Source organism: Staphylococcus sp. GDY8P131P, assembly GCF_017891975.1.
GTDB lineage: Bacteria > Bacillota > Bacilli > Staphylococcales > Staphylococcaceae > Staphylococcus > Staphylococcus nepalensis.
The window spans coordinates 36,330-54,627 of record NZ_JAESKF010000007.1 but is presented as its reverse complement, the minus strand read 5'-3'; the positions used below and the strand labels follow the sequence as shown (position 1 = coordinate 54,627).

Annotated in this window: 28 protein-coding genes; 24 read left to right on the top strand and 4 right to left on the bottom strand. The window is 35.1% G+C overall.

Features of this window, described 5'->3' with window-relative positions:
- Nucleotides 1-393 precede the first annotated feature (393 nt).
- The 3 genes from KA894_RS07490 to KA894_RS07480 form a co-directional block, all read right to left on the bottom strand.
- Nucleotides 394-1,185, bottom strand: a complete 792-nt coding sequence (locus KA894_RS07490; RefSeq protein ID WP_119487683.1) for a glucose 1-dehydrogenase — start codon at nt 1,183-1,185, stop codon at nt 394-396.
- Between the two features lie 94 nt (nt 1,186-1,279).
- Nucleotides 1,280-2,137 (bottom strand): RhaT/GlcU family sugar-proton symporter, encoded by an 858-nt coding sequence (locus KA894_RS07485; protein WP_103372525.1) that lies wholly within the window; start codon nt 2,135-2,137, stop codon nt 1,280-1,282.
- Nucleotides 2,138-2,330: 193 nt separating this feature from the next.
- A complete protein-coding gene (locus KA894_RS07480; RefSeq protein WP_115359560.1) occupies nt 2,331-3,200 on the bottom strand; it encodes a GNAT family N-acetyltransferase in 870 nt (289 codons plus the stop codon).
- Nucleotides 3,201-3,323: 123 nt separating this feature from the next.
- On the opposite strand from KA894_RS07480, the gene KA894_RS07475 reads away from it, so the two are divergent.
- Both KA894_RS07475 and KA894_RS07470 read left to right on the top strand, forming a co-directional pair.
- A complete protein-coding gene (locus tag KA894_RS07475; RefSeq protein ID WP_207606686.1) occupies nt 3,324-5,462 on the top strand; it encodes a DNA topoisomerase III in 2,139 nt (712 codons plus the stop codon).
- A 110-nt stretch (nt 5,463-5,572) separates the two neighbouring features.
- Nucleotides 5,573-6,907 carry an NCS2 family permease gene (locus KA894_RS07470; protein ID WP_096808679.1) on the top strand — a complete coding sequence of 445 codons (1,335 nt, stop codon included), beginning with the start codon at nt 5,573-5,575 and terminating at the stop codon, nt 6,905-6,907.
- A gap of 138 nt (nt 6,908-7,045) precedes the next feature.
- Here the strand turns inward: KA894_RS07470 and KA894_RS07465 are convergent, their stop codons facing one another.
- On the bottom strand, nt 7,046-7,435 hold the full coding sequence (locus KA894_RS07465; RefSeq protein ID WP_096808680.1) for a hypothetical protein: 390 nt from the start codon (nt 7,433-7,435) through the stop codon (nt 7,046-7,048).
- A 355-nt stretch (nt 7,436-7,790) separates the two neighbouring features.
- Between KA894_RS07465 and rpsJ the strand changes: the two genes are divergently transcribed.
- The 22 genes from rpsJ (at nt 7,791) to secY (ending at nt 18,281) form a co-directional block, all read left to right on the top strand.
- Nucleotides 7,791-8,099, top strand: coding sequence for a 30S ribosomal protein S10 (gene rpsJ, locus KA894_RS07460; RefSeq protein WP_204180268.1), 309 nt, complete (start codon nt 7,791-7,793; stop codon nt 8,097-8,099).
- Between the two features lie 23 nt (nt 8,100-8,122).
- A complete protein-coding gene (rplC, locus tag KA894_RS07455) occupies nt 8,123-8,782 on the top strand; it encodes a 50S ribosomal protein L3 (protein WP_096808681.1) in 660 nt (219 codons plus the stop codon).
- Nucleotides 8,783-8,808: 26 nt separating this feature from the next.
- The gene (gene rplD / locus KA894_RS07450; protein ID WP_096808682.1) at nt 8,809-9,432 is read left to right on the top strand and encodes a 50S ribosomal protein L4; all 624 of its coding nucleotides are present in this window, start codon (nt 8,809-8,811) and stop codon (nt 9,430-9,432) included.
- Entirely contained in the window at nt 9,432-9,707 is a 276-nt protein-coding gene (gene rplW / locus KA894_RS07445; protein WP_019468642.1) for a 50S ribosomal protein L23, read from the top strand. The genes rplD and rplW overlap by 1 nt, the downstream gene beginning before the upstream one ends.
- A 28-nt stretch (nt 9,708-9,735) precedes the next feature.
- The gene (gene rplB / locus KA894_RS07440; protein ID WP_096808683.1) at nt 9,736-10,572 is read left to right on the top strand and encodes a 50S ribosomal protein L2; all 837 of its coding nucleotides are present in this window, start codon (nt 9,736-9,738) and stop codon (nt 10,570-10,572) included.
- Nucleotides 10,573-10,636: 64 nt separating this feature from the next.
- Nucleotides 10,637-10,915 (top strand): 30S ribosomal protein S19, encoded by a 279-nt coding sequence (rpsS, locus tag KA894_RS07435; RefSeq protein ID WP_096808684.1) that lies wholly within the window; start codon nt 10,637-10,639, stop codon nt 10,913-10,915.
- A gap of 28 nt (nt 10,916-10,943) precedes the next feature.
- Nucleotides 10,944-11,297: a 50S ribosomal protein L22 gene (rplV, locus tag KA894_RS07430; protein WP_096808685.1), complete on the top strand. Its 354-nt coding sequence runs from the start codon at nt 10,944-10,946 to the stop codon at nt 11,295-11,297.
- A 23-nt stretch (nt 11,298-11,320) separates the two neighbouring features.
- Nucleotides 11,321-11,974: a 30S ribosomal protein S3 gene (gene rpsC / locus KA894_RS07425; protein ID WP_096808686.1), complete on the top strand. Its 654-nt coding sequence runs from the start codon at nt 11,321-11,323 to the stop codon at nt 11,972-11,974.
- A 2-nt stretch (nt 11,975-11,976) separates the two neighbouring features.
- Nucleotides 11,977-12,411, top strand: coding sequence for a 50S ribosomal protein L16 (rplP, locus tag KA894_RS07420; RefSeq protein WP_019468647.1), 435 nt, complete (start codon nt 11,977-11,979; stop codon nt 12,409-12,411).
- Complete coding sequence (gene rpmC / locus KA894_RS07415; protein WP_002509269.1) at nt 12,401-12,610, top strand: 50S ribosomal protein L29; 210 nt, start codon at nt 12,401-12,403, stop codon at nt 12,608-12,610. Before rplP ends, rpmC begins: the two co-directional genes overlap by 11 nt.
- A 26-nt stretch (nt 12,611-12,636) precedes the next feature.
- Nucleotides 12,637-12,900 carry a 30S ribosomal protein S17 gene (rpsQ, locus tag KA894_RS07410; RefSeq protein WP_096808687.1) on the top strand — a complete coding sequence of 88 codons (264 nt, stop codon included), beginning with the start codon at nt 12,637-12,639 and terminating at the stop codon, nt 12,898-12,900.
- A gap of 30 nt (nt 12,901-12,930) precedes the next feature.
- Nucleotides 12,931-13,299: a 50S ribosomal protein L14 gene (gene rplN / locus KA894_RS07405; protein ID WP_019468649.1), complete on the top strand. Its 369-nt coding sequence runs from the start codon at nt 12,931-12,933 to the stop codon at nt 13,297-13,299.
- A gap of 41 nt (nt 13,300-13,340) precedes the next feature.
- On the top strand, nt 13,341-13,658 hold the full coding sequence (gene rplX, locus KA894_RS07400) for a 50S ribosomal protein L24 (protein ID WP_096808688.1): 318 nt from the start codon (nt 13,341-13,343) through the stop codon (nt 13,656-13,658).
- 25 nt (nt 13,659-13,683) lie between these two features.
- Nucleotides 13,684-14,223 (top strand): 50S ribosomal protein L5, encoded by a 540-nt coding sequence (rplE, locus tag KA894_RS07395; RefSeq protein WP_096808689.1) that lies wholly within the window; start codon nt 13,684-13,686, stop codon nt 14,221-14,223.
- Nucleotides 14,224-14,244: 21 nt separating this feature from the next.
- Entirely contained in the window at nt 14,245-14,430 is a 186-nt protein-coding gene (locus KA894_RS07390; protein WP_096808690.1) for a type Z 30S ribosomal protein S14, read from the top strand.
- 31 nt (nt 14,431-14,461) lie between these two features.
- Complete coding sequence (gene rpsH / locus KA894_RS07385; protein WP_096808691.1) at nt 14,462-14,860, top strand: 30S ribosomal protein S8; 399 nt, start codon at nt 14,462-14,464, stop codon at nt 14,858-14,860.
- A 27-nt stretch (nt 14,861-14,887) separates the two neighbouring features.
- The gene (gene rplF, locus KA894_RS07380; protein WP_096808692.1) at nt 14,888-15,424 is read left to right on the top strand and encodes a 50S ribosomal protein L6; all 537 of its coding nucleotides are present in this window, start codon (nt 14,888-14,890) and stop codon (nt 15,422-15,424) included.
- A 31-nt stretch (nt 15,425-15,455) separates the two neighbouring features.
- The gene (gene rplR / locus KA894_RS07375) at nt 15,456-15,818 is read left to right on the top strand and encodes a 50S ribosomal protein L18 (protein ID WP_096808693.1); all 363 of its coding nucleotides are present in this window, start codon (nt 15,456-15,458) and stop codon (nt 15,816-15,818) included.
- Nucleotides 15,819-15,838: 20 nt separating this feature from the next.
- Entirely contained in the window at nt 15,839-16,336 is a 498-nt protein-coding gene (gene rpsE / locus KA894_RS07370) for a 30S ribosomal protein S5 (protein WP_096808694.1), read from the top strand.
- Nucleotides 16,337-16,352: 16 nt separating this feature from the next.
- Nucleotides 16,353-16,532: a 50S ribosomal protein L30 gene (gene rpmD, locus KA894_RS07365; RefSeq protein ID WP_096808695.1), complete on the top strand. Its 180-nt coding sequence runs from the start codon at nt 16,353-16,355 to the stop codon at nt 16,530-16,532.
- A gap of 16 nt (nt 16,533-16,548) precedes the next feature.
- Nucleotides 16,549-16,989: a 50S ribosomal protein L15 gene (gene rplO, locus KA894_RS07360; protein ID WP_096808696.1), complete on the top strand. Its 441-nt coding sequence runs from the start codon at nt 16,549-16,551 to the stop codon at nt 16,987-16,989.
- Nucleotides 16,989-18,281 carry a preprotein translocase subunit SecY gene (gene secY / locus KA894_RS07355; RefSeq protein ID WP_096808697.1) on the top strand — a complete coding sequence of 431 codons (1,293 nt, stop codon included), beginning with the start codon at nt 16,989-16,991 and terminating at the stop codon, nt 18,279-18,281. The genes rplO and secY overlap by 1 nt, the downstream gene beginning before the upstream one ends.
- Nucleotides 18,282-18,298: the final 17 nt, after the last annotated feature.

Genomic DNA, 18,298 nt, shown 5'->3' with positions numbered 1-18,298 from the left:
ATCGTATCCAATTACTGCTGCATTTAAAATGAAAGCAATAAAATATATGAAATTATATAGCAAGCGAGTTTATAGGTTGCATAAATATAGTAAAGTAATTAACAAATGCTATGATTTTAGTGAAAATATTGCTATTTTAAAAAATTTTTGGAATAAAGTCGATGAGATAAGCGATCATTGGGACAAAATTAATGTAACTACTGCTCATATTTAGGATGTCGTTTTTAGATAAATTACATCATTTAACAACTTAATAAATCTATTCATCAACCTCACATTAATGTTATACAAACAAAAATAGACAAACCTAGCGCAAATCAAATGTTTGCGTAAGATTTGTCTATTTTTTGAGCCAATCTAAATAAGTTGGTTTGTTATAGACGAGGAGGTATGTTAACCTTTACCTCCCATAAATGCTGGATAGTTTGTCATTCCGCCATCCACATAAATGGTAGTTCCGTGAATATAGCTTGCTAAATCAGATGCGAGGAATCTTGCAACGTTAGCTACTTCATCAGCTTCGCCGATTGCTTTAGCTGGAATCATTTCTAAGGTTTCTTCGCGTGTTTTAGAATCTGAGAATTTTTCTCTTGTATGTTCAGTTACAATTGCGCCTGGTGAGATATTATTAATGCGAATGCCGTATTGCGCGTATTCCATAGACATTGTTTCCATCATTAATTTTAACCCGCCTTTACTCGCGGCATAATTGACATAGTTTGGCCAAGGAATTTTGTCGTGAACGCTTGATGTATTAATAATAATACCTTGTTTATCTTCTTTAAGAAATTGATTAACTGCAGCTTTTGAACCTAAAAAAGCACCAGTTAGGTTGACATCAATCACTTTTTGCCATTCTTCTAAAGGCATCTCGTGAGTTGGTATAGGTTTTTCGAACCCAGCGTTATTAATCATAATGTCAAGTGTACCAAAATGTTTAACGGCAGATTGGACAAGATGATTAACATCATCTTCTTTTGAGATATCTGCTTGAACTTTAATAGCTTTACCACCAGCGTCCTCTATGAATTTAATTGAGGACTCGATAGCATCCATATGACGTTCAGAACGATAGTTTAATATGACATTGGCTTTTTCTTCACCAAATTGTTCTGCCATTGCTTTTCCTATACCACTGCCAGACCCAGTAATAACAACGACTTTACCTTCTAAATCTTTAAACATTTAAAATTCCTCCTTGTTATTCGGCATACTTTAAAAGTTTAGATCATATAATAAAGTATATTGATTGATAATGCTTTGTTGTAACGCTTCTATATTAACCTTTAATATTACCTAAGACAAAGGCAGCTATAACGATTAGTACTATACCTGTCCATATGCCAATCATTTGACGTTTGTCTTTTCTTTCACCTAATAAGAATATTCCTCCAAGTGTAGAGACGATTACTAATAATTGTGAAAATGAAAAGCTAGTTGCTACGCCTACTTTAGGTTGTGAATAGAACATAAACAAGTTACCTATTCCCCAAATTACACCTGGGATTAAATTCCAAACTGTACTTTTTATTGAAGTTTCATGTTTAGCAGATAAAATTAATCCGCCAATTGCCATACCTATAGATTGGAAGAAGAGGGCATTCATGCCATCTACACCAAATATTTGAGCAACTACCACATAGACGACATAGCCTACTGTAGAAATTAATAAAATAGGAATCGCTTTACCAAAGTTTTTGGTATTCTCTGATGCTTCATTTTTTCCTTTAATAGATGTAAGCGCAATACCGCCAACAAGTAAAACCATTGCTACTAAGCCGAGCGCAACTTGAGTTCCAGTACTCCACTCACCTAAGAAAATGGCACTAAATAAAGTTGTGCCGACAAGTTGCAAACCTGTAGAAATTGGCATGGTTTTAGATACACCAATTAAACTCACTGATTTTAATTGATATCCTTGTCCTAATGCCCAAAAAGCACCAGAAATTAAACCTACAATAATAACGATGGGGTCATCGAATTTTGTATTGCCAGTAAGTAAGAGTAAAATACCAATAATAAGCGCACCGAAAGTAGTACCTCTAATTTGGTTGTAAGGGCCTCCACCAACGAGCACATTAATTAAAACAACACTCCCCCAAAACAACGCAGGGAGTAGGGCAATTAATAAATCCATAATTAAGCTTCACTCACTCTCTATTTAATTTTACTTTCCTTCTATATAAAACAATCATTTTTGATCGCCCTAGATACATATTCTAAAGTAAAGTTATCGGATAGTAAAAATATTAGATTATAGTGCAGCCTTTTTATTTATAAAATTAATATGAATAGATAACTTAAACAAGAAACTTATAAAACGCTTACAATTAAATATATGCAGCTACATATTTGAATTTTTTATATTCATAATTAATATTGAAACCTAGTTCGTTGAACCGCTCAACTAAAGTTGAATTTTTGCTACGAATTTTAAAATAAATTTTGTTGATATTATAAGATGTAAATGCAAAATGTAATGAATATGAAAGTAAATCAAAAGCGATACCCATTAATCTATAATCAGAATGAGAAGAAAAATACTTAATTTCAGCAATATGATTATTTTCATAGATTTCAAGGAATAGATAACCTTTAAGCAATCCCTCTGACATAAATATAAATAAGCGATGACAGTCATCCAATGATTCGACGATTTCATCAGCAGTCATGACATCATGTTTAAACGTTTCATTGTGAAGTTTACTAAAATAACGGTAAAAAGCAGGTTGATATTCAATAATATTTTGGGTGTTATTGACTTCGCCCATATCTTTCGTAGTAATGAGATGATAGTCAGTAAAGTTATAAGACGCACCTAAAGATTTCATGAATGGTAAATAGTCTTGTTCGTTTTCTTCGAAAGAGAAATTGAAATTTGCAAAATCAGGTTTGCTCTTTGCCAAACTTTCAAAAAGATGATTCATATCTTCAATAGATGGTTTTATATTTTCAGCTAAGAAAGGCCCAATCACTTTATATTTATTATGCTCATATTTTAGTGCTAAGATTAACATCGTTATTTGGTTTTGCTCATTGACACTTGCAAATACACCTGGATCTTTTATAGCGTCTGAAATAACAGTTCTAATATCATTGTGCATTTGAGGTAGTTTATATAAATAAGAAGCAAATTGGTAGTTAGCACTATTTAGAAATTCTAGAATTTGATCGACATCTTTCGGATTTGTTGTTTTCATATCATTCCCTCCATATGATGAACTATTAAGTTAATTATAAGAACTTTTTCATGTAAATGGAAGTTTTGATGTGCTATATACATGTTACAATAAATATTATATTGAATTTGAAAGGACGAAATTATGAAATCACTTATTATTGCTGAAAAACCTTCAGTAGGCAGAGACATTGCCAAAGCACTAAATATAAATGAAAAACGTAATGGCTATTTCGAAAATAGTAAATATATCGTGACTTGGGCGCTAGGACATTTAGTCACAAATGCGACGCCAGAACAATACGATAATAATTATAAAGAATGGAAGCTGGATGACCTGCCGATTATACCTAAACATATGAAGACGGTTGTCATTAGCAAGACAAAAAAACAATTTTCTATAGTACAATCTTTAATCAATAATAAAAGTGTAAAAGACATTATTATAGCAACAGATGCTGGGAGAGAAGGCGAACTGGTTGCTCGATTAATATTGGATAAAGCCCATAATAAAAAACCTATTCAAAGGTTATGGATCAGCTCAGTAACGAATAAAGCTATTAAAAATGGTTTTTCAAAGTTACAAGATGGACGCAAATTTAATAATTTATATTATGCAGCGTTAGCTCGAAGCGAAGCAGATTGGATTGTTGGAATTAATGCAACACGTGCATTAACTACGAAATATGATGCTCAACTATCACTTGGAAGAGTTCAAACGCCGACAATACAACTTGTTCAAATGAGACAAAACGAAATTAATCATTTCGCACCACAGATGTATTTTACAATGAAAGTTATTGCTGATGGCCTTACATTCCAAAGTGTGAATCCACAATCAGCAACTGATAAAATTGTGTTTGAAAACATTAAAAATGAAATAAACAACAAACCAGCGTTAGTGGAAAAAATAAATAAAACGCATAAGAAATCATACGCGCCTAAACTATTTAATCTAACAGATTTACAACAGGAGGCTTATAAACGTTATCACTTCGGGCCAAAAGAAACATTGAATGTCTTACAAGCTTTGTATGAAAGACATAAACTTGTAACGTATCCACGTACAGATTCGAATTATTTAACTGATGACATGGTAAACACACTTAAAGATCGCGTTCAAGCAATTATGGGTACTTCTTTAAAGGAAATTGCAAAATTACAAATAGCACAATCATTTTCAAAAAATCAAAAATTTATAAATAACCAAAAAGTATCAGACCATCATGCAATTATACCAACAGAAGTGCGTCCTGATATGCAACAGTTAACGCAACGTGAATCAAAAATATATATGATGATTGCTCAAAGATTTTTAGAAAATCTTATGCCTCCTCATGAATATGAAGCTGTAGCTATTAATTTATTAATAGGAAACTATCAATTTGTATTAAAAGATAAAATTACGACAAAATTAGGTTTCAAAGCGATTTATGAAAATAAGGAAGCGGTTAATAATCAAGTCGAGCAATTATCGGAAGGCTCCAAATTAAAAATTACACAATACAAAATCGAACAACAAGAAACAACACCTCCATCGTACTTTAATGAAGGAACTTTATTAAAAGCGATGGAAAGCCCACAAAAATTCTTTAAATTGAATAATAAAAAGCACAATGAAACATTGAAAGAAACAGGCGGTATTGGCACAGTTGCGACTAGAGCAGATATCATCGATAAGCTATTTAATATGAATGCGATTGAATCACGTGATGGAAAAATAAAAGTTACTTCCAAAGGTAAGCAAATTTTAGAATTAGCGCCACAAAAATTAACTTCCCCATTATTAACAGCAGAATGGGAAGAAAAACTTTCATTAATTGAACAAGGAAAATATAATGCAAATCAATTTATATCTGAGATGAAGTCTTTTACGCATGAAGTCGTTAATGAAATTAAAGAAAGTAAGCAAAATTATAAACACGATAACCTAACAACAACTGAATGTCCAACTTGTGGAAAATTTATGATTAAAGTTAAAACAAAAAATGGACAAATGCTTGTTTGTCAGGACCCTAAATGTAAGACTAAGAAAAATGTCCAAAGAAAAACGAACGCACGTTGTCCTAATTGTCATAAAAAAATGATGTTATTTGGTAAAGGTAAAGAAGCAGTTTATCGTTGTGCATGTGGCCATACTGAAACACAGGCACAAATGGATAAGCGCCATAAAAATAAAAAGTCTGATAAAGTAAATAAAAAAGATCTAAAAAAATATATGAATAATGATGAAGGTATAGAAAATAATCCATTTCAAGACGCATTAAAAGGGCTTAAATTTTAGTTTTATCGAACAAAAAGATATGAAAATATATCAAAGTTCGTGTTTACTATTGTAAATTAGTAAGTTTGGTATTAGAATATGTAGGTATTTTAAAAAAAGGAGAACTTACTGTGAAAAAGTATTTCAAGTTTGATAAACATGAGACTAATTATAAAAAAGAAATACTTGGTGGTTTAACAACTTTCTTATCAATGGCATATATTTTAGCTGTTAACCCTCAAGTACTTAGTTTAGCAGGTGTAGACGGGGTATCCGAAAGCATGAAGATGGACCAAGGCGCCATTTTTGTTGCCACTGCGCTAGCAGCATTTGTTGGTTCGCTATTTATGGGACTAATAGCTAGATATCCTATAGGCTTAGCGCCAGGTATGGGATTAAATGCATTCTTCGCTTTTACTGTTGTATTAACTATGGGTATACCATGGGAAATTGGATTAACAGGCGTACTATTTTCTGGTGTCGTTTTCGCATTTCTAACTATGACAGGTCTTAGGGAAACAATTATTAATGCAATACCTTTTCAAATGAAAATGGCAGTATCTGCAGGTATAGGGCTCTTCATTACATTTGTAGGATTACAAAGTTCAGGAATTATTGTTAATAATGATTCTACATTAGTAACACTAGGAAATATTACAGATGGTCCAGTATTGCTAACAATATTTGGTATCGTGGTTACAGTGATACTTTATGCAGTAAGAGTTCCAGGTGCCATATTTATAGGTATGGTTATCACTTCTATCTCAGGTATGTTAACTGGCTTAATACATACGCCGAGTGGAATCGTAGGTAAGATACCAAGTATTGAACCAACCTTTGGTGCTGCATTTGAAGCATTTAAAGATCCAGCGCAACTATTTACGGTTCAATTTTTAATCGTTATTTTAACTTTCTTGTTTATAGATTTCTTTGATACTGCGGGGACGCTTGTTGCCGTAGCTACACAAGCAGGTATCATGAAAGATAATAAATTACCAAGAGCCGGACGTGCGCTTTTCTCTGATTCATTAGCCACGATTGTGGGCGCCATTTTTGGTACAACTACGACAACATCCTATATAGAGTCTAGTTCTGGTGTAGCTGTTGGTGCGCGAACAGGATTTGCCAGTGTAGTTACAGGCTTCTGTTTTTTGTTAGCGATATTCTTCAGTCCGCTTATGGAAGTAGTAACAAGCGCAGTTACTACGCCAGCATTAGTTGTAGTAGGGGTTTTAATGGCGGCTAACTTTGCAGAAATTGATTGGAAAAAATTTGAAGTTGCGGTGCCCGCGTTTATTACGATTATCATGATGCCGTTGTCGTATTCAATCGCTACAGGTATTGCATGTGGTTTCATTTTTTATCCTATTACAATGTTAATTTCTAAAAGACATAAAGAAGTACATCCCATTATGTACGGTTTGATGATATTGTTTATATTATATTTTGTATTTGTTCATGGTTAAAAATAAAATCCCCTTGCTTCGAGATAATTCGAATGCAAAGGGATTTTTTATTTATATATAAGTTACATAACGACGTATTAAAACCAGTTTCTACATTATAATGTTTCACCTAACTAGAAAGTATGAATAATATGATAACTAATTTTTTTCTTCCTGTTTTTCTTGAGTATAAACAACTTTTGCATGCTTATTTGGGATATATAGTGGCGTAGAAAATACAATTAAAATAAAGAACAACATTAAAAAGAATAAAATCCAATGGATGATCATACCGATAAACGGTACAAATGCTATAAATGAACCAATCACACCTAATAATGGAATTAATAACATTGGTTTAATAGTATTTTGCTTATCTGCAACTAATATAATAACAATTATAAAATACAGCAATGCATTCAAAAGCAATGGCTGCCAACCAAAACTAAAGATAATACTGCCTCCTAAAAAGGGAACGCCATATATAAATTCTCCAATAATTAAAATGAGACTTAATACGATAAGCGTTGTACGAATACCACTTTTCATAAATATTCACCACCTGACATTGTATAGTATAAACGAAATTAAAAAAGAAAAATAATATTTAGTCATTCGATGACTATCATAAAATAAAAGTATAAAAATTTTTCAAAAGAGGTTGAACTGAATATTTTATTCAAGTATAATAACAAGGTATGTGTTAGGCAAAAAGTAAAAAAGTTTTGCAGAAAAGCTTGAAAACTCACTGCTTTTCATGTAACATATCTAATGTTGGACTTTAAGAACACGCGATGAAGCGAAAGGTTACTGACACACCCGGCCGCTTTGCCATGGCGCTGTGTGAGATAGTTTTCGTGGAGAAGTCTATCACTTAAATGTAGACGTATAAGGAGGGAAAATTATGGCAAAACAAAAAATCAGAATCAGATTAAAAGCTTATGATCACAGAGTTATCGATCAATCTGCAGAAAAAATTGTTGAAACAGCAAAACGTTCTGGTGCAGACGTTTCTGGACCAATTCCGTTACCAACTGAAAGATCAGTTTACACTGTAATTCGTGCCGTGCATATGTACAAAGATTCACGTGAACAATTCGAACAACGTACACATAAACGCTTAATCGATATTGTTAACCCTACACCAAAAACAGTAGACGCTCTTATGGGCTTAAACTTACCATCCGGTGTAGACATCGAAATTAAATTATAAAAAAATTAGGAGGTGGACTTTCGATGACCAAAGGAATCTTAGGAAGAAAAATCGGGATGACACAAGTTTTCGGTGAAAATGGTGATTTAATCCCAGTAACAGTAGTAGAAGCTAGTAAAAACGTAGTATTACAAAAGAAAACTGAAGAAGTAGATGGCTATAATGCAATCCAAGTAGGCTATGCTGATAAAGAAGCTTACAAAAAAGGAAGCAAATCAAGCAAATATGCTAATAAGCCAGCTGAAGGACATGCTAAAAAAGCAGATTCAGCACCTAAGCGCTTCATTCGTGAATTCAGAAACGTTAACGTTGATGAATACGAAGTAGGTCAAGAAGTCTCAGTTGATACATTTGAAGCCGGTGAAATCATTGATGTAACTGGCGTATCTAAAGGTAAAGGTTTCCAAGGTGCCATTAAGCGTCATAATCAAGCACGCGGACCAATGTCACATGGTTCTCATTTCCATAGATCACCTGGTTCAGTAGGTATGGCGTCAGACGCTTCAAAAGTTTTCAAAGGGCAAAAGATGCCTGGACGTATGGGTGGAAACACTGTAACAGTCCAAAACTTAGAAGTAGTTCAAGTTGATACTGAAAATAATGTTATTTTAGTAAAAGGTAACGTGCCAGGTCCTAAAAAAGGATTCTTAGAAATTTCTTCATCAATTAAAGGTAATAAATAAAATAGAGCGAAAGGAGGAAATGCATAATGGCAAATTATGATGTATTAAAAGTAGATGGAACTAAATCAGGTTCAGTTGAATTAAGCGATGCAGTATTTGCAATCGAACCAAACAACAATGTTCTTTTTGAAGCAATTAACTTACAACGTGCTTCATTACGCCAAGGTACTCATGCTGTTAAGAACCGTTCAGCAGTACGTGGTGGTGGACGTAAACCATGGAGACAAAAAGGTACAGGACGTGCGCGTCAAGGTACAATTCGTGCTCCACAATGGCGTGGTGGTGGTATCGTATTTGGACCAACACCAAGAAGCTATGCTTATAAAATGCCTAAAAAAATGCGCCGTTTAGCATTGCGTTCAGCATTATCATTTAAAGCACAAGAAAATAGCTTAACAGTTGTAGATACATTAAGTTTTGAAGCTCCGAAAACGAAAGAATTCAAAACTGTACTTTCTAACTTAGAACAACCTGAAAAAGTGTTAGTAATCACAGAATCTGAAGATGTGAACGTGGCATTATCAGCTCGTAACATCCCTGGCGTTCAAGTGACAACAGCACAAGGTTTAAACGTTCTAGATTTAACAAGCGCTGACAGTGTAGTAATCACAGAAGCAGCTGCTAAAAAAGTTGAGGAGGTGCTCGGATAATGGAAGCAAGAGACGTTCTTAAGCGCCCCGTAATTACTGAAAAATCATCAGTTGCAATGGCTGAAGACAAATATACATTCGATGTTGATACTCGTGCTAATAAAACACAAGTAAAAATTGCTGTAGAAGAAATCTTCGATGTTAAAGTTGATAGTGTAAACATCATCAACTACAAACCGAAGAAAAAACGTATGGGCCGTTACCAAGGCTATACAAACAAACGACGCGTAGCAATCGTTAAACTAAAAGAAGGATCAATCGATCTATTTAACTAATAAATTACCAATAAGGAGGTAAACGACAATGGCTCTAAAAAAATATAAGCCAATTACTAACGGTCGTCGTAATATGACTAGTTTAGATTTCGCAGAAATTACGAAAACTACTCCAGAAAAGTCATTATTACAACCGCTACCGAAAAGAGCGGGACGAAATCACCAAGGTAAATTGACTGTTCGCCACCATGGTGGAGGGCATAAACGTCAATACCGTGTAATTGATTTCAAACGTAACAAAGATGGTATCCAAGCAAAAGTTGATTCAATTCAATATGATCCAAACCGTTCAGCAAACATCGCATTGTTATTTTATGCTGATGGAGAAAAACGTTACATTATTGCGCCTAAAAACTTAAAAGTAGGTCAAATACTTGAAAACGGTGAAAATGCAGATATTAAAGTTGGTAATGCATTACCATTACAAAACATTCCAGTAGGTACAATTATTCATAATATCGAGTTGAAACCTGGTAAAGGTGGACAAATTGCTCGTTCTGCTGGCGCTAGTGCGCAAGTATTAGGTAAAGAAGGTAAATATGTATTAATCAGATTAAGATCTGGCGAAGTACGTATGATTCTTTCAACTTGCCGTGCGACAATAGGTCAAGTTGGCAATATTCAACATGAACTTGTTAATGTTGGTAAAGCTGGCCGTTCAAGATGGAAAGGTCTTCGCCCAACAGTTCGTGGTTCTGTTATGAACCCTAACGATCACCCACACGGTGGTGGTGAAGGACGCGCACCAATCGGTATGCCTTCTCCAATGTCACCATGGGGCAAACCAACACTTGGTAAGAAAACACGTCGCGGTAAAAAATCATCTGATAAACTTATCGTTCGTGGACGTAAGAAGAAAAAATAAAAATAACTTATTTGGGTGTGCGGCTTAAACGCTGCACGCACATAATAAGAAGGGAGGCGCCACTATGGCTCGTAGTATTAAAAAAGGACCTTTCGTTGACGATCACTTAATGAAAAAGGTTGAAGCTCAAAGCGGAAGTGAGAAAAAACAAGTAATCAAAACTTGGTCACGTCGTTCAACTGTTTTCCCTGATTTCATCGGACATACATTCGCTGTTTATGATGGACGTAAACATGTACCTGTATTCGTAACAGAAGATATGGTTGGTCATAAACTAGGAGAGTTTGCACCAACACGTACATTTAAAGGTCACGTAGCAGACGATAAAAAAACAAGAAGATAGTATCTAACAGGTAGAGGAGGAAATTGGAATGGAAGCAAAAGCGGTTGCTAAAACAATAAGAATCGCACCTCGTAAAGTTAGATTAGTATTAGATCTAATTAGAGGCAAAAGCGCTGGTGAAGCGATTGCGATCTTAAAATTAACAAACAAGGCTTCATCGCCAGTAATTGAAAAATTATTAATGTCCGCTTTAGCGAATGCTGAACATAACTACGACATGAATACAGATGAATTAGTAGTTAAAGAAGCTTATGCTAATGAAGGACCAACATTAAAACGTTTCCGTCCACGTGCACAAGGTAGTGCAAGTGCGATCAACAAACGTACAAGCCACATTACAATCGTCGTGAGTGACGGTAAAGAAGAAGCGAAAGAAGCTTAATAAATTCTTAAGGAGGGAACACTGTGGGTCAAAAAATTAATCCAATTGGACTTCGTGTCGGTGTAATCCGTGATTGGGAAGCTAAATGGTATGCAGAAAAAGACTTCGCATCATTATTACACGAAGATTTAAAAATCCGTAAGTTTATTGATAACGCATTAAAAGAAGCTTCAGTTTCTCATGTAGAAATTGAACGTGCTGCTAATCGTATCAACATCGCTATTCACACTGGTAAGCCAGGTATGGTAATCGGTAAAGGCGGTTCAGAAATTGAAAAACTTCGTAACAAATTAAATTCATTAACAAACAAAAAAGTACACATCAACGTAATTGAAATCAAAAAAGTTGATTTAGATGCTAAATTAGTAGCAGAAAACATTGCACGTCAATTAGAAAACCGTGCATCATTCCGTCGTGTACAAAAACAAGCAATTACAAGAGCGATGAAACAAGGTGCTAAAGGTATCAAAACACAAGTATCTGGCCGTTTAGCTGGTGCTGATATCGCTCGTGCAGAACAATATTCAGAAGGAACTGTTCCACTTCATACACTACGTGCTGACATAGGCTATGCACACGCAGAAGCAGACACAACTTATGGTAAGTTAGGTGTCAAAGTGTGGATTTATCGTGGAGAAGTTCTTCCTACTAAGAACACTAGTGAAGGAGGAAAATAATAATGTTACTACCAAAACGTGTTAAATATCGTCGTCAACATCGTCCTAAAACAACTGGTCGTTCTAAAGGCGGTAACTATGTAACATTTGGTGAGTATGGTTTACAAGCTACTACAACGTCTTGGATTACATCTCGTCAAATCGAATCAGCTCGTATTGCAATGACTCGTTATATGAAACGTGGCGGGAAAGTTTGGATCAAAATCTTCCCACATACACCTTACACTAAAAAACCTTTAGAAGTTCGTATGGGTGCTGGTAAAGGTGCCGTTGAAGGCTGGATTGCTGTTGCAAAACCAGGTAGAATTTTATTTGAAGTTGCAGGCGTAAACGAAGAAGTTGCGCGTGAAGCATTACGTTTAGCAAGTCACAAACTTCCAGTTAAAACTAAGTTTGTAAAACGTGAAGAATTGGGTGGTGAAACAAATGAAAGCTAAGGAAATTAGAGACTTAACCACTTCTGAAATCGAAGCACAAATCAAATCTTCAAAAGAGGAGCTTTTTAACCTACGCTTTCAGTTAGCTACAGGTCAATTAGAGGAAACTGCACGTATTCGTACAGTAAGAAAAACGATTGCACGTCTAAAAACTGTTGCTCGTGAAAGAGAAATTGAACAAGGTAAGGCTAATCAATAATTTAATTGAAAGAGGAGGTTACTAAAGTGAGCGAAAGAAATGATCGTAAAGTTTATGTAGGTAGAGTCGTTTCCGATAAAATGGATAAGACAGTAACTGTACTTGTTGAAACATACAAGACCGACAAACTATATGGCAAACGAGTAAAATACTCTAAAAAATACAAAACACATGATGAAAACAACTCAGCTAAATTAGGGGACATCGTTAAGATTCAAGAAACACGTCCTTTATCAGCAACTAAGCGTTTCCGTTTAGTAGATATTGTTGAAGAATCAGTAATTATTTAATAAACAGTGAAGATAAAGGAGGTTTAACTCATGATCCAACAAGAAACACGATTAAAAGTAGCAGATAACTCTGGTGCACGTGAAGTACTTACAGTCAAAGTATTAGGTGGATCTGGTCGTAAAACAGCGAACATTGGTGACGTTATCGTCGTTACTGTTAAACATGCTACACCAGGCGGCGTTGTCAAAAAAGGTGAAGTAGTTAAAGCTGTTGTTGTACGTACTAAATCAGGTGTACGTCGTAATGACGGTTCATATATCAAATTTGATGAAAATGCATGTGTCATCATTCGTGACGACAAAGGCCCACGTGGTACTCGTATTTTTGGACCAGTTGCGCGTGAATTACGTGAAGGTAATTTCATGAAAATCGTATCATTAGCTCCAGAAGTACTATAATAAACTATTTATAAATATATAAATTTAAGGAGGTGCCACACATGCATATCAAAAAAGGTGACAACGTAAAAGTTATCGCAGGTAAAGACAAAGGTAAAGAAGGTAAAGTAGTAGCTACTGAACCTAAAAAAGACCGTGTCGTTGTGGAAGGTGTTAACACTATCAAAAAACACCAAAAACCAACTCAATTTAATCCTGAAGGTGGAATCTTAGAAACAGAGGCAGCAATCCATGTTTCTAATGTACAATTATTAGATCCAAAAACGAATGAACCGACTCGTGTAGGTTATAAATTCGAAGATGGCAAAAAAGTTCGTGTAGCTAAAAAATCTGGCGAAGAAATCAAATCTAATAATTAATAACTAGTTGAAAGGAGGATCCACTGTGAATCGTTTAAAAGAAAAATTCAATACCGAAGTTACATCCGACTTAGTGAAAAAATTCAACTATAGTTCTGTAATGGAAGTACCAAAAATAGAAAAAATTGTAGTAAACATGGGTGTTGGTGATGCTGTACAAAACGCTAAAGTATTAGATGATGCTGTAGAAGAATTACAAGCAATCACTGGGCAAAAACCATTAGTAACTAAAGCAAAAAAATCTGTCGCTACATTCCGTTTACGTGAAGGTATGCCAATTGGAGCTAAAGTAACACTTCGTGGTGAAAGAATGTATGACTTTTTAGATAAATTAATATCTGTATCACTTCCACGTGTACGTGACTTCCGTGGTGTTTCAAAATCAGCATTCGACGGTAGAGGTAACTACACATTAGGTGTTAAAGAACAATTAATTTTCCCTGAAATAGACTATGATCGCGTAAGCAAAATAAGAGGAATGGATATCGTTATCGTAACGACTGCTAACACTGACGAGGAAGCTCGTGAATTGTTAACACAATTCGGTATGCCATTTCAAAAATAATCTCTAAAGGAGGCTAATTAAGTGGCTAAAAGTTCAATGGTTGCTAAGCAACAAAAAAAACAAAAGTTCCAAGTACGTGAATATACGCGTTGTCAACGCTGTGGTCGTCCACATTCTGTATATCGTAAATTTAAATTATGCCGTATTTGTTTCCGTGAATTAGCTTATAAAGGCCAAATCCCTGGCGTTCGTAAAGCTAGCTGGTAATAGAAAAAAGTCTGAAAGGAGGCAACATTCAATGACAATCAACGATCCAATTGCAGATATGCTAACTCGAGTAAGAAACGCAAACATGGTGCGTCATGACAAGTTAGAATTACCTGCTTCAAATATTAAAAAAGAAATTGCTGAAATATTAAAAAGTGAAGGTTTCATTAAAAACGTAGAATATGTTGAAGACGATAAACAAGGGGTTATCCGTTTATTCCTTAAATATGGTCAAAATAATGAACGTGTTATCACTGGATTAAAACGTATCTCAAAACCAGGTTTACGTGTGTATGCTAAAGCGAATGAAGTACCAAGAGTACTTAATGGTTTAGGTATTGCATTAGTTTCAACTTCTGAAGGTGTTATCACTGATAAAGAAGCAAGAAAACGTAATATTGGTGGAGAAATCTTAGGTTACGTTTGGTAATTATTAATAATAAGGAGGTGCGATAACATGAGTCGTGTTGGTAAAAAAATTATTGACATCCCTAGTGACGTTACAGTAACTATCGAAGGAAATACAGTTTCTGTCAAAGGTCCTAAAGGTGAATTATCACAAACAATGAATGAAAGAATGACATATAAACAAGATGAAAACACATTAGAAGTTGTAAGACCAACTGATTCTCAAGATGATAGAACAGTTCATGGTACAACGCGTGCTTTAATCAATAATATGATTCAAGGTGTTAAAGATGGTTACAAAAAAACACTTGAACTTGTAGGTGTAGGTTACCGTGCGCAAATGCAAGGTAATGACCTATTATTAAACGTTGGCTACTCTCACCCAGTTGAGTTTAAAGCTGAAGACGGTATCACGTTCGGCGTTGAGAAGAACACTACAGTAACTGTAGAAGGTATCTCTAAAGAACAAGTTGGAGCTATCGCTTCAAACATTCGTTCAGTAAGACCTCCAGAACCTTATAAAGGTAAAGGAATTCGTTACCAAGGTGAATATGTTCGCCGTAAAGAAGGTAAAACTGGTAAATAATAAATAACTTTCAGAAGAAAGGAGTAATAAAATGATCAGCAAAATTGATAAAAATAAAGTGCGTTTAAAAAGACATGCACGTGTCCGTAGCAAACTAGCTGGCACTGCTGAAAAACCACGTTTAAATGTTTATCGTTCAAATAAACACATTTATGCACAAGTTATCGATGATGTTAATGGCAGAACATTAGCACAAGCTTCAACTCAAGATAAAGATCTAGCTAACGAAACTGGATCAAAAGTTGATTTGTCAGCTAAAGTCGGCGAAACTGTTGCTAAAAGAGCTAGCGAAAATGGTGTGAAAACAATTGTTTTTGACCGTGGAGGATATTTATATCACGGACGTGTTAAAGCGTTAGCAGATGCAGCTCGTGAAAATGGTTTAGAATTTTAATTTAAAGGAGGGACATTTACATGGCTCGTAGAGAAGAAGCGAAAGAATTTGAAGAACGCGTTGTTACAATTAACCGTGTTGCAAAAGTTGTAAAAGGTGGTCGTAGTTTCCGTTTTAGCGCTTTAGTAGTAGTTGGAGACAAAAACGGTCGCGTTGGATTCGGTACTGGTAAAGCACAAGAGGTACCTGAAGCAATCAAAAAAGCAGTAGAAGCAGCTAAGAAAAACTTAGTTGAAGTTCCACGTGTCGAAGGTACAACGCCTCACACGATTACTGGACAATTCAGTTCAGGTAGTGTATTAATGAAACCAGCAGCTCCTGGTACTGGTGTTATTGCGGGTGGCCCTGTTCGTGCAGTATTAGAATTAGCAGGTATCACTGATATCTTAAGTAAATCTTTAGGATCAAACACACCAATCAACATGGTGCGTGCAACACTTAATGGATTACAAAACCTTAAAAATGCTGAACAAGTTGCGAAATTACGTGGCAAGTCAGTAGAAGAATTATATAATTAAGGAGGGAAAATAAGTTATGGCTAAATTACAAATTACCCTCACTCGTAGTGTTATAGGTCGTCCAGAAACACAACGTAAAACTGTTGAAGCTTTAGGTTTGAAAAAAACAAACTCTTCAGTAGTTGTTGAAGATAACCCTGCTATTCGTGGGCAAATCAACAAAGTAAGTCACTTAGTGACAGTAGAAAAACAATAATTAAGGAGGTGCCGAAATGAAATTACATGAGTTAAAACCAGCAGAAGGTTCTCGCAAAGTTCGTAACCGCGTAGGTCGTGGTGCAGCTACTGGTAACGGTAAAACTAGTGGCCGTGGACAAAAAGGACAAAAAGCGCGTTCAGGTGGTAGTTTAAGACCAGGTTTCGAAGGTGGACAATTACCTTTATTCCGTCGTTTACCAAAACGAGGCTTTACTAACATTAACCGCAAAGAATATGCTATTGTTAACTTAGACCAACTTAATAAATTTGAGGATGGTACTGAAGTAACTCCTGCTTTATTAGTAGAATCTGGTGTAGTTAAAAGTGAAAAATCTGGTATTAAAGTATTAGGTAAAGGTTCACTTGACAAGAAGTTAACAGTGAAAGCTAACAAATTCTCTGCATCTGCAGCAGAAGCTATTGATGCTAAAGGCGGAGCACACGAGGTGATCTAATGTTTCAAACGCTTGTGAGCTTCTTTACTACAAAAGAAGTTCGTAACAAGATCTTTTTTACTCTCGCAATGTTAGTTATTTTTAAAATAGGTACTTATATTCCTGCACCTGGTGTAAATCCAGCTGCATTTGACAGTCAACAAGGTTCTCAAGGTGTCACTGACTTGTTAAACACATTTGGTGGCGGAGCCTTGCAGAACTTTTCTATCTTTGCCATGGGTATAATGCCTTATATCACTGCATCTATTGTGATGCAGTTATTACAAATGGATATTGTTCCGAAGTTTTCTGAGTGGGCAAAACAAGGTGATGCAGGTAGAAAGAAACTTAATAATGTAACACGTTATTTTGCAATTGTACTTGCATTTATCCAATCTATAGGTATGGCGTTCCAGTTTAATAATTATTTACAAGGACAACTTATTATAGACCAATCAGTAATTAGTTATTTAACGATAGCTGTTGTGTTAACAGCGGGTACCGCATTCTTAATTTGGATAGGTGAACAAATCACTCAATTCGGTGTTGGTAATGGTATTTCCATTATAATCTTTGGTGGTATTTTATCTTCATTACCTTCATCATTAATCCAGTTCTACCAACAATCCTTTGTGGGGCAAGATGATACAACATTAGCATGGTTAAAAGTTATTGGATTAATTGTTGGAATGATATTATTAACAGTTGGTGCAATATTTGTACTACAAGCTATTCGTAAAATACCAATTCAATATGCGAAAAAACAATCAGCACAACGATTAGGTTCACAAGCAACATATTTACCTTTGAAAGTTAACTCTGCAGGGGTTATACCAGTCATCTTTGCAATGGCGTTCTTCTTATTACCAAGAACATTAACATTGTTCTTCCCTGATGCTAGTTGGGCGCAAAAAATATCTGACGTTGCAAATCCATCGAATAATATCGGAATGATCGTTTACGTAGTACTCATCATTGCTTTCACTTATTTCTATGCATTTGTACAAGTCAATCCTGAAAAGATGTCTGATAACCTTAAAAAACAAGGAAGCTATGTCCCAGGGATCAGACCTGGCGAACAAACCAAAAAATATATTACTAAAGTTCTCTACAGATTGACCTTTGTAGGATCAATATTCTTAGCAGTCGTTGCTATTCTTCCAATCATTGCCACTAAGGTGATGGATTTACCACAAAGTATTCAAGTTGGTGGTACAAGTCTACTTATCGTAATTGGTGTTGCGATTGAAACAATGAAGAGTCTTGAAGCTCAAGTGAGTCAAAAAGATTATAGAGGCTTTGGTGGTAGATAAATTGTAGGAGGGCACTT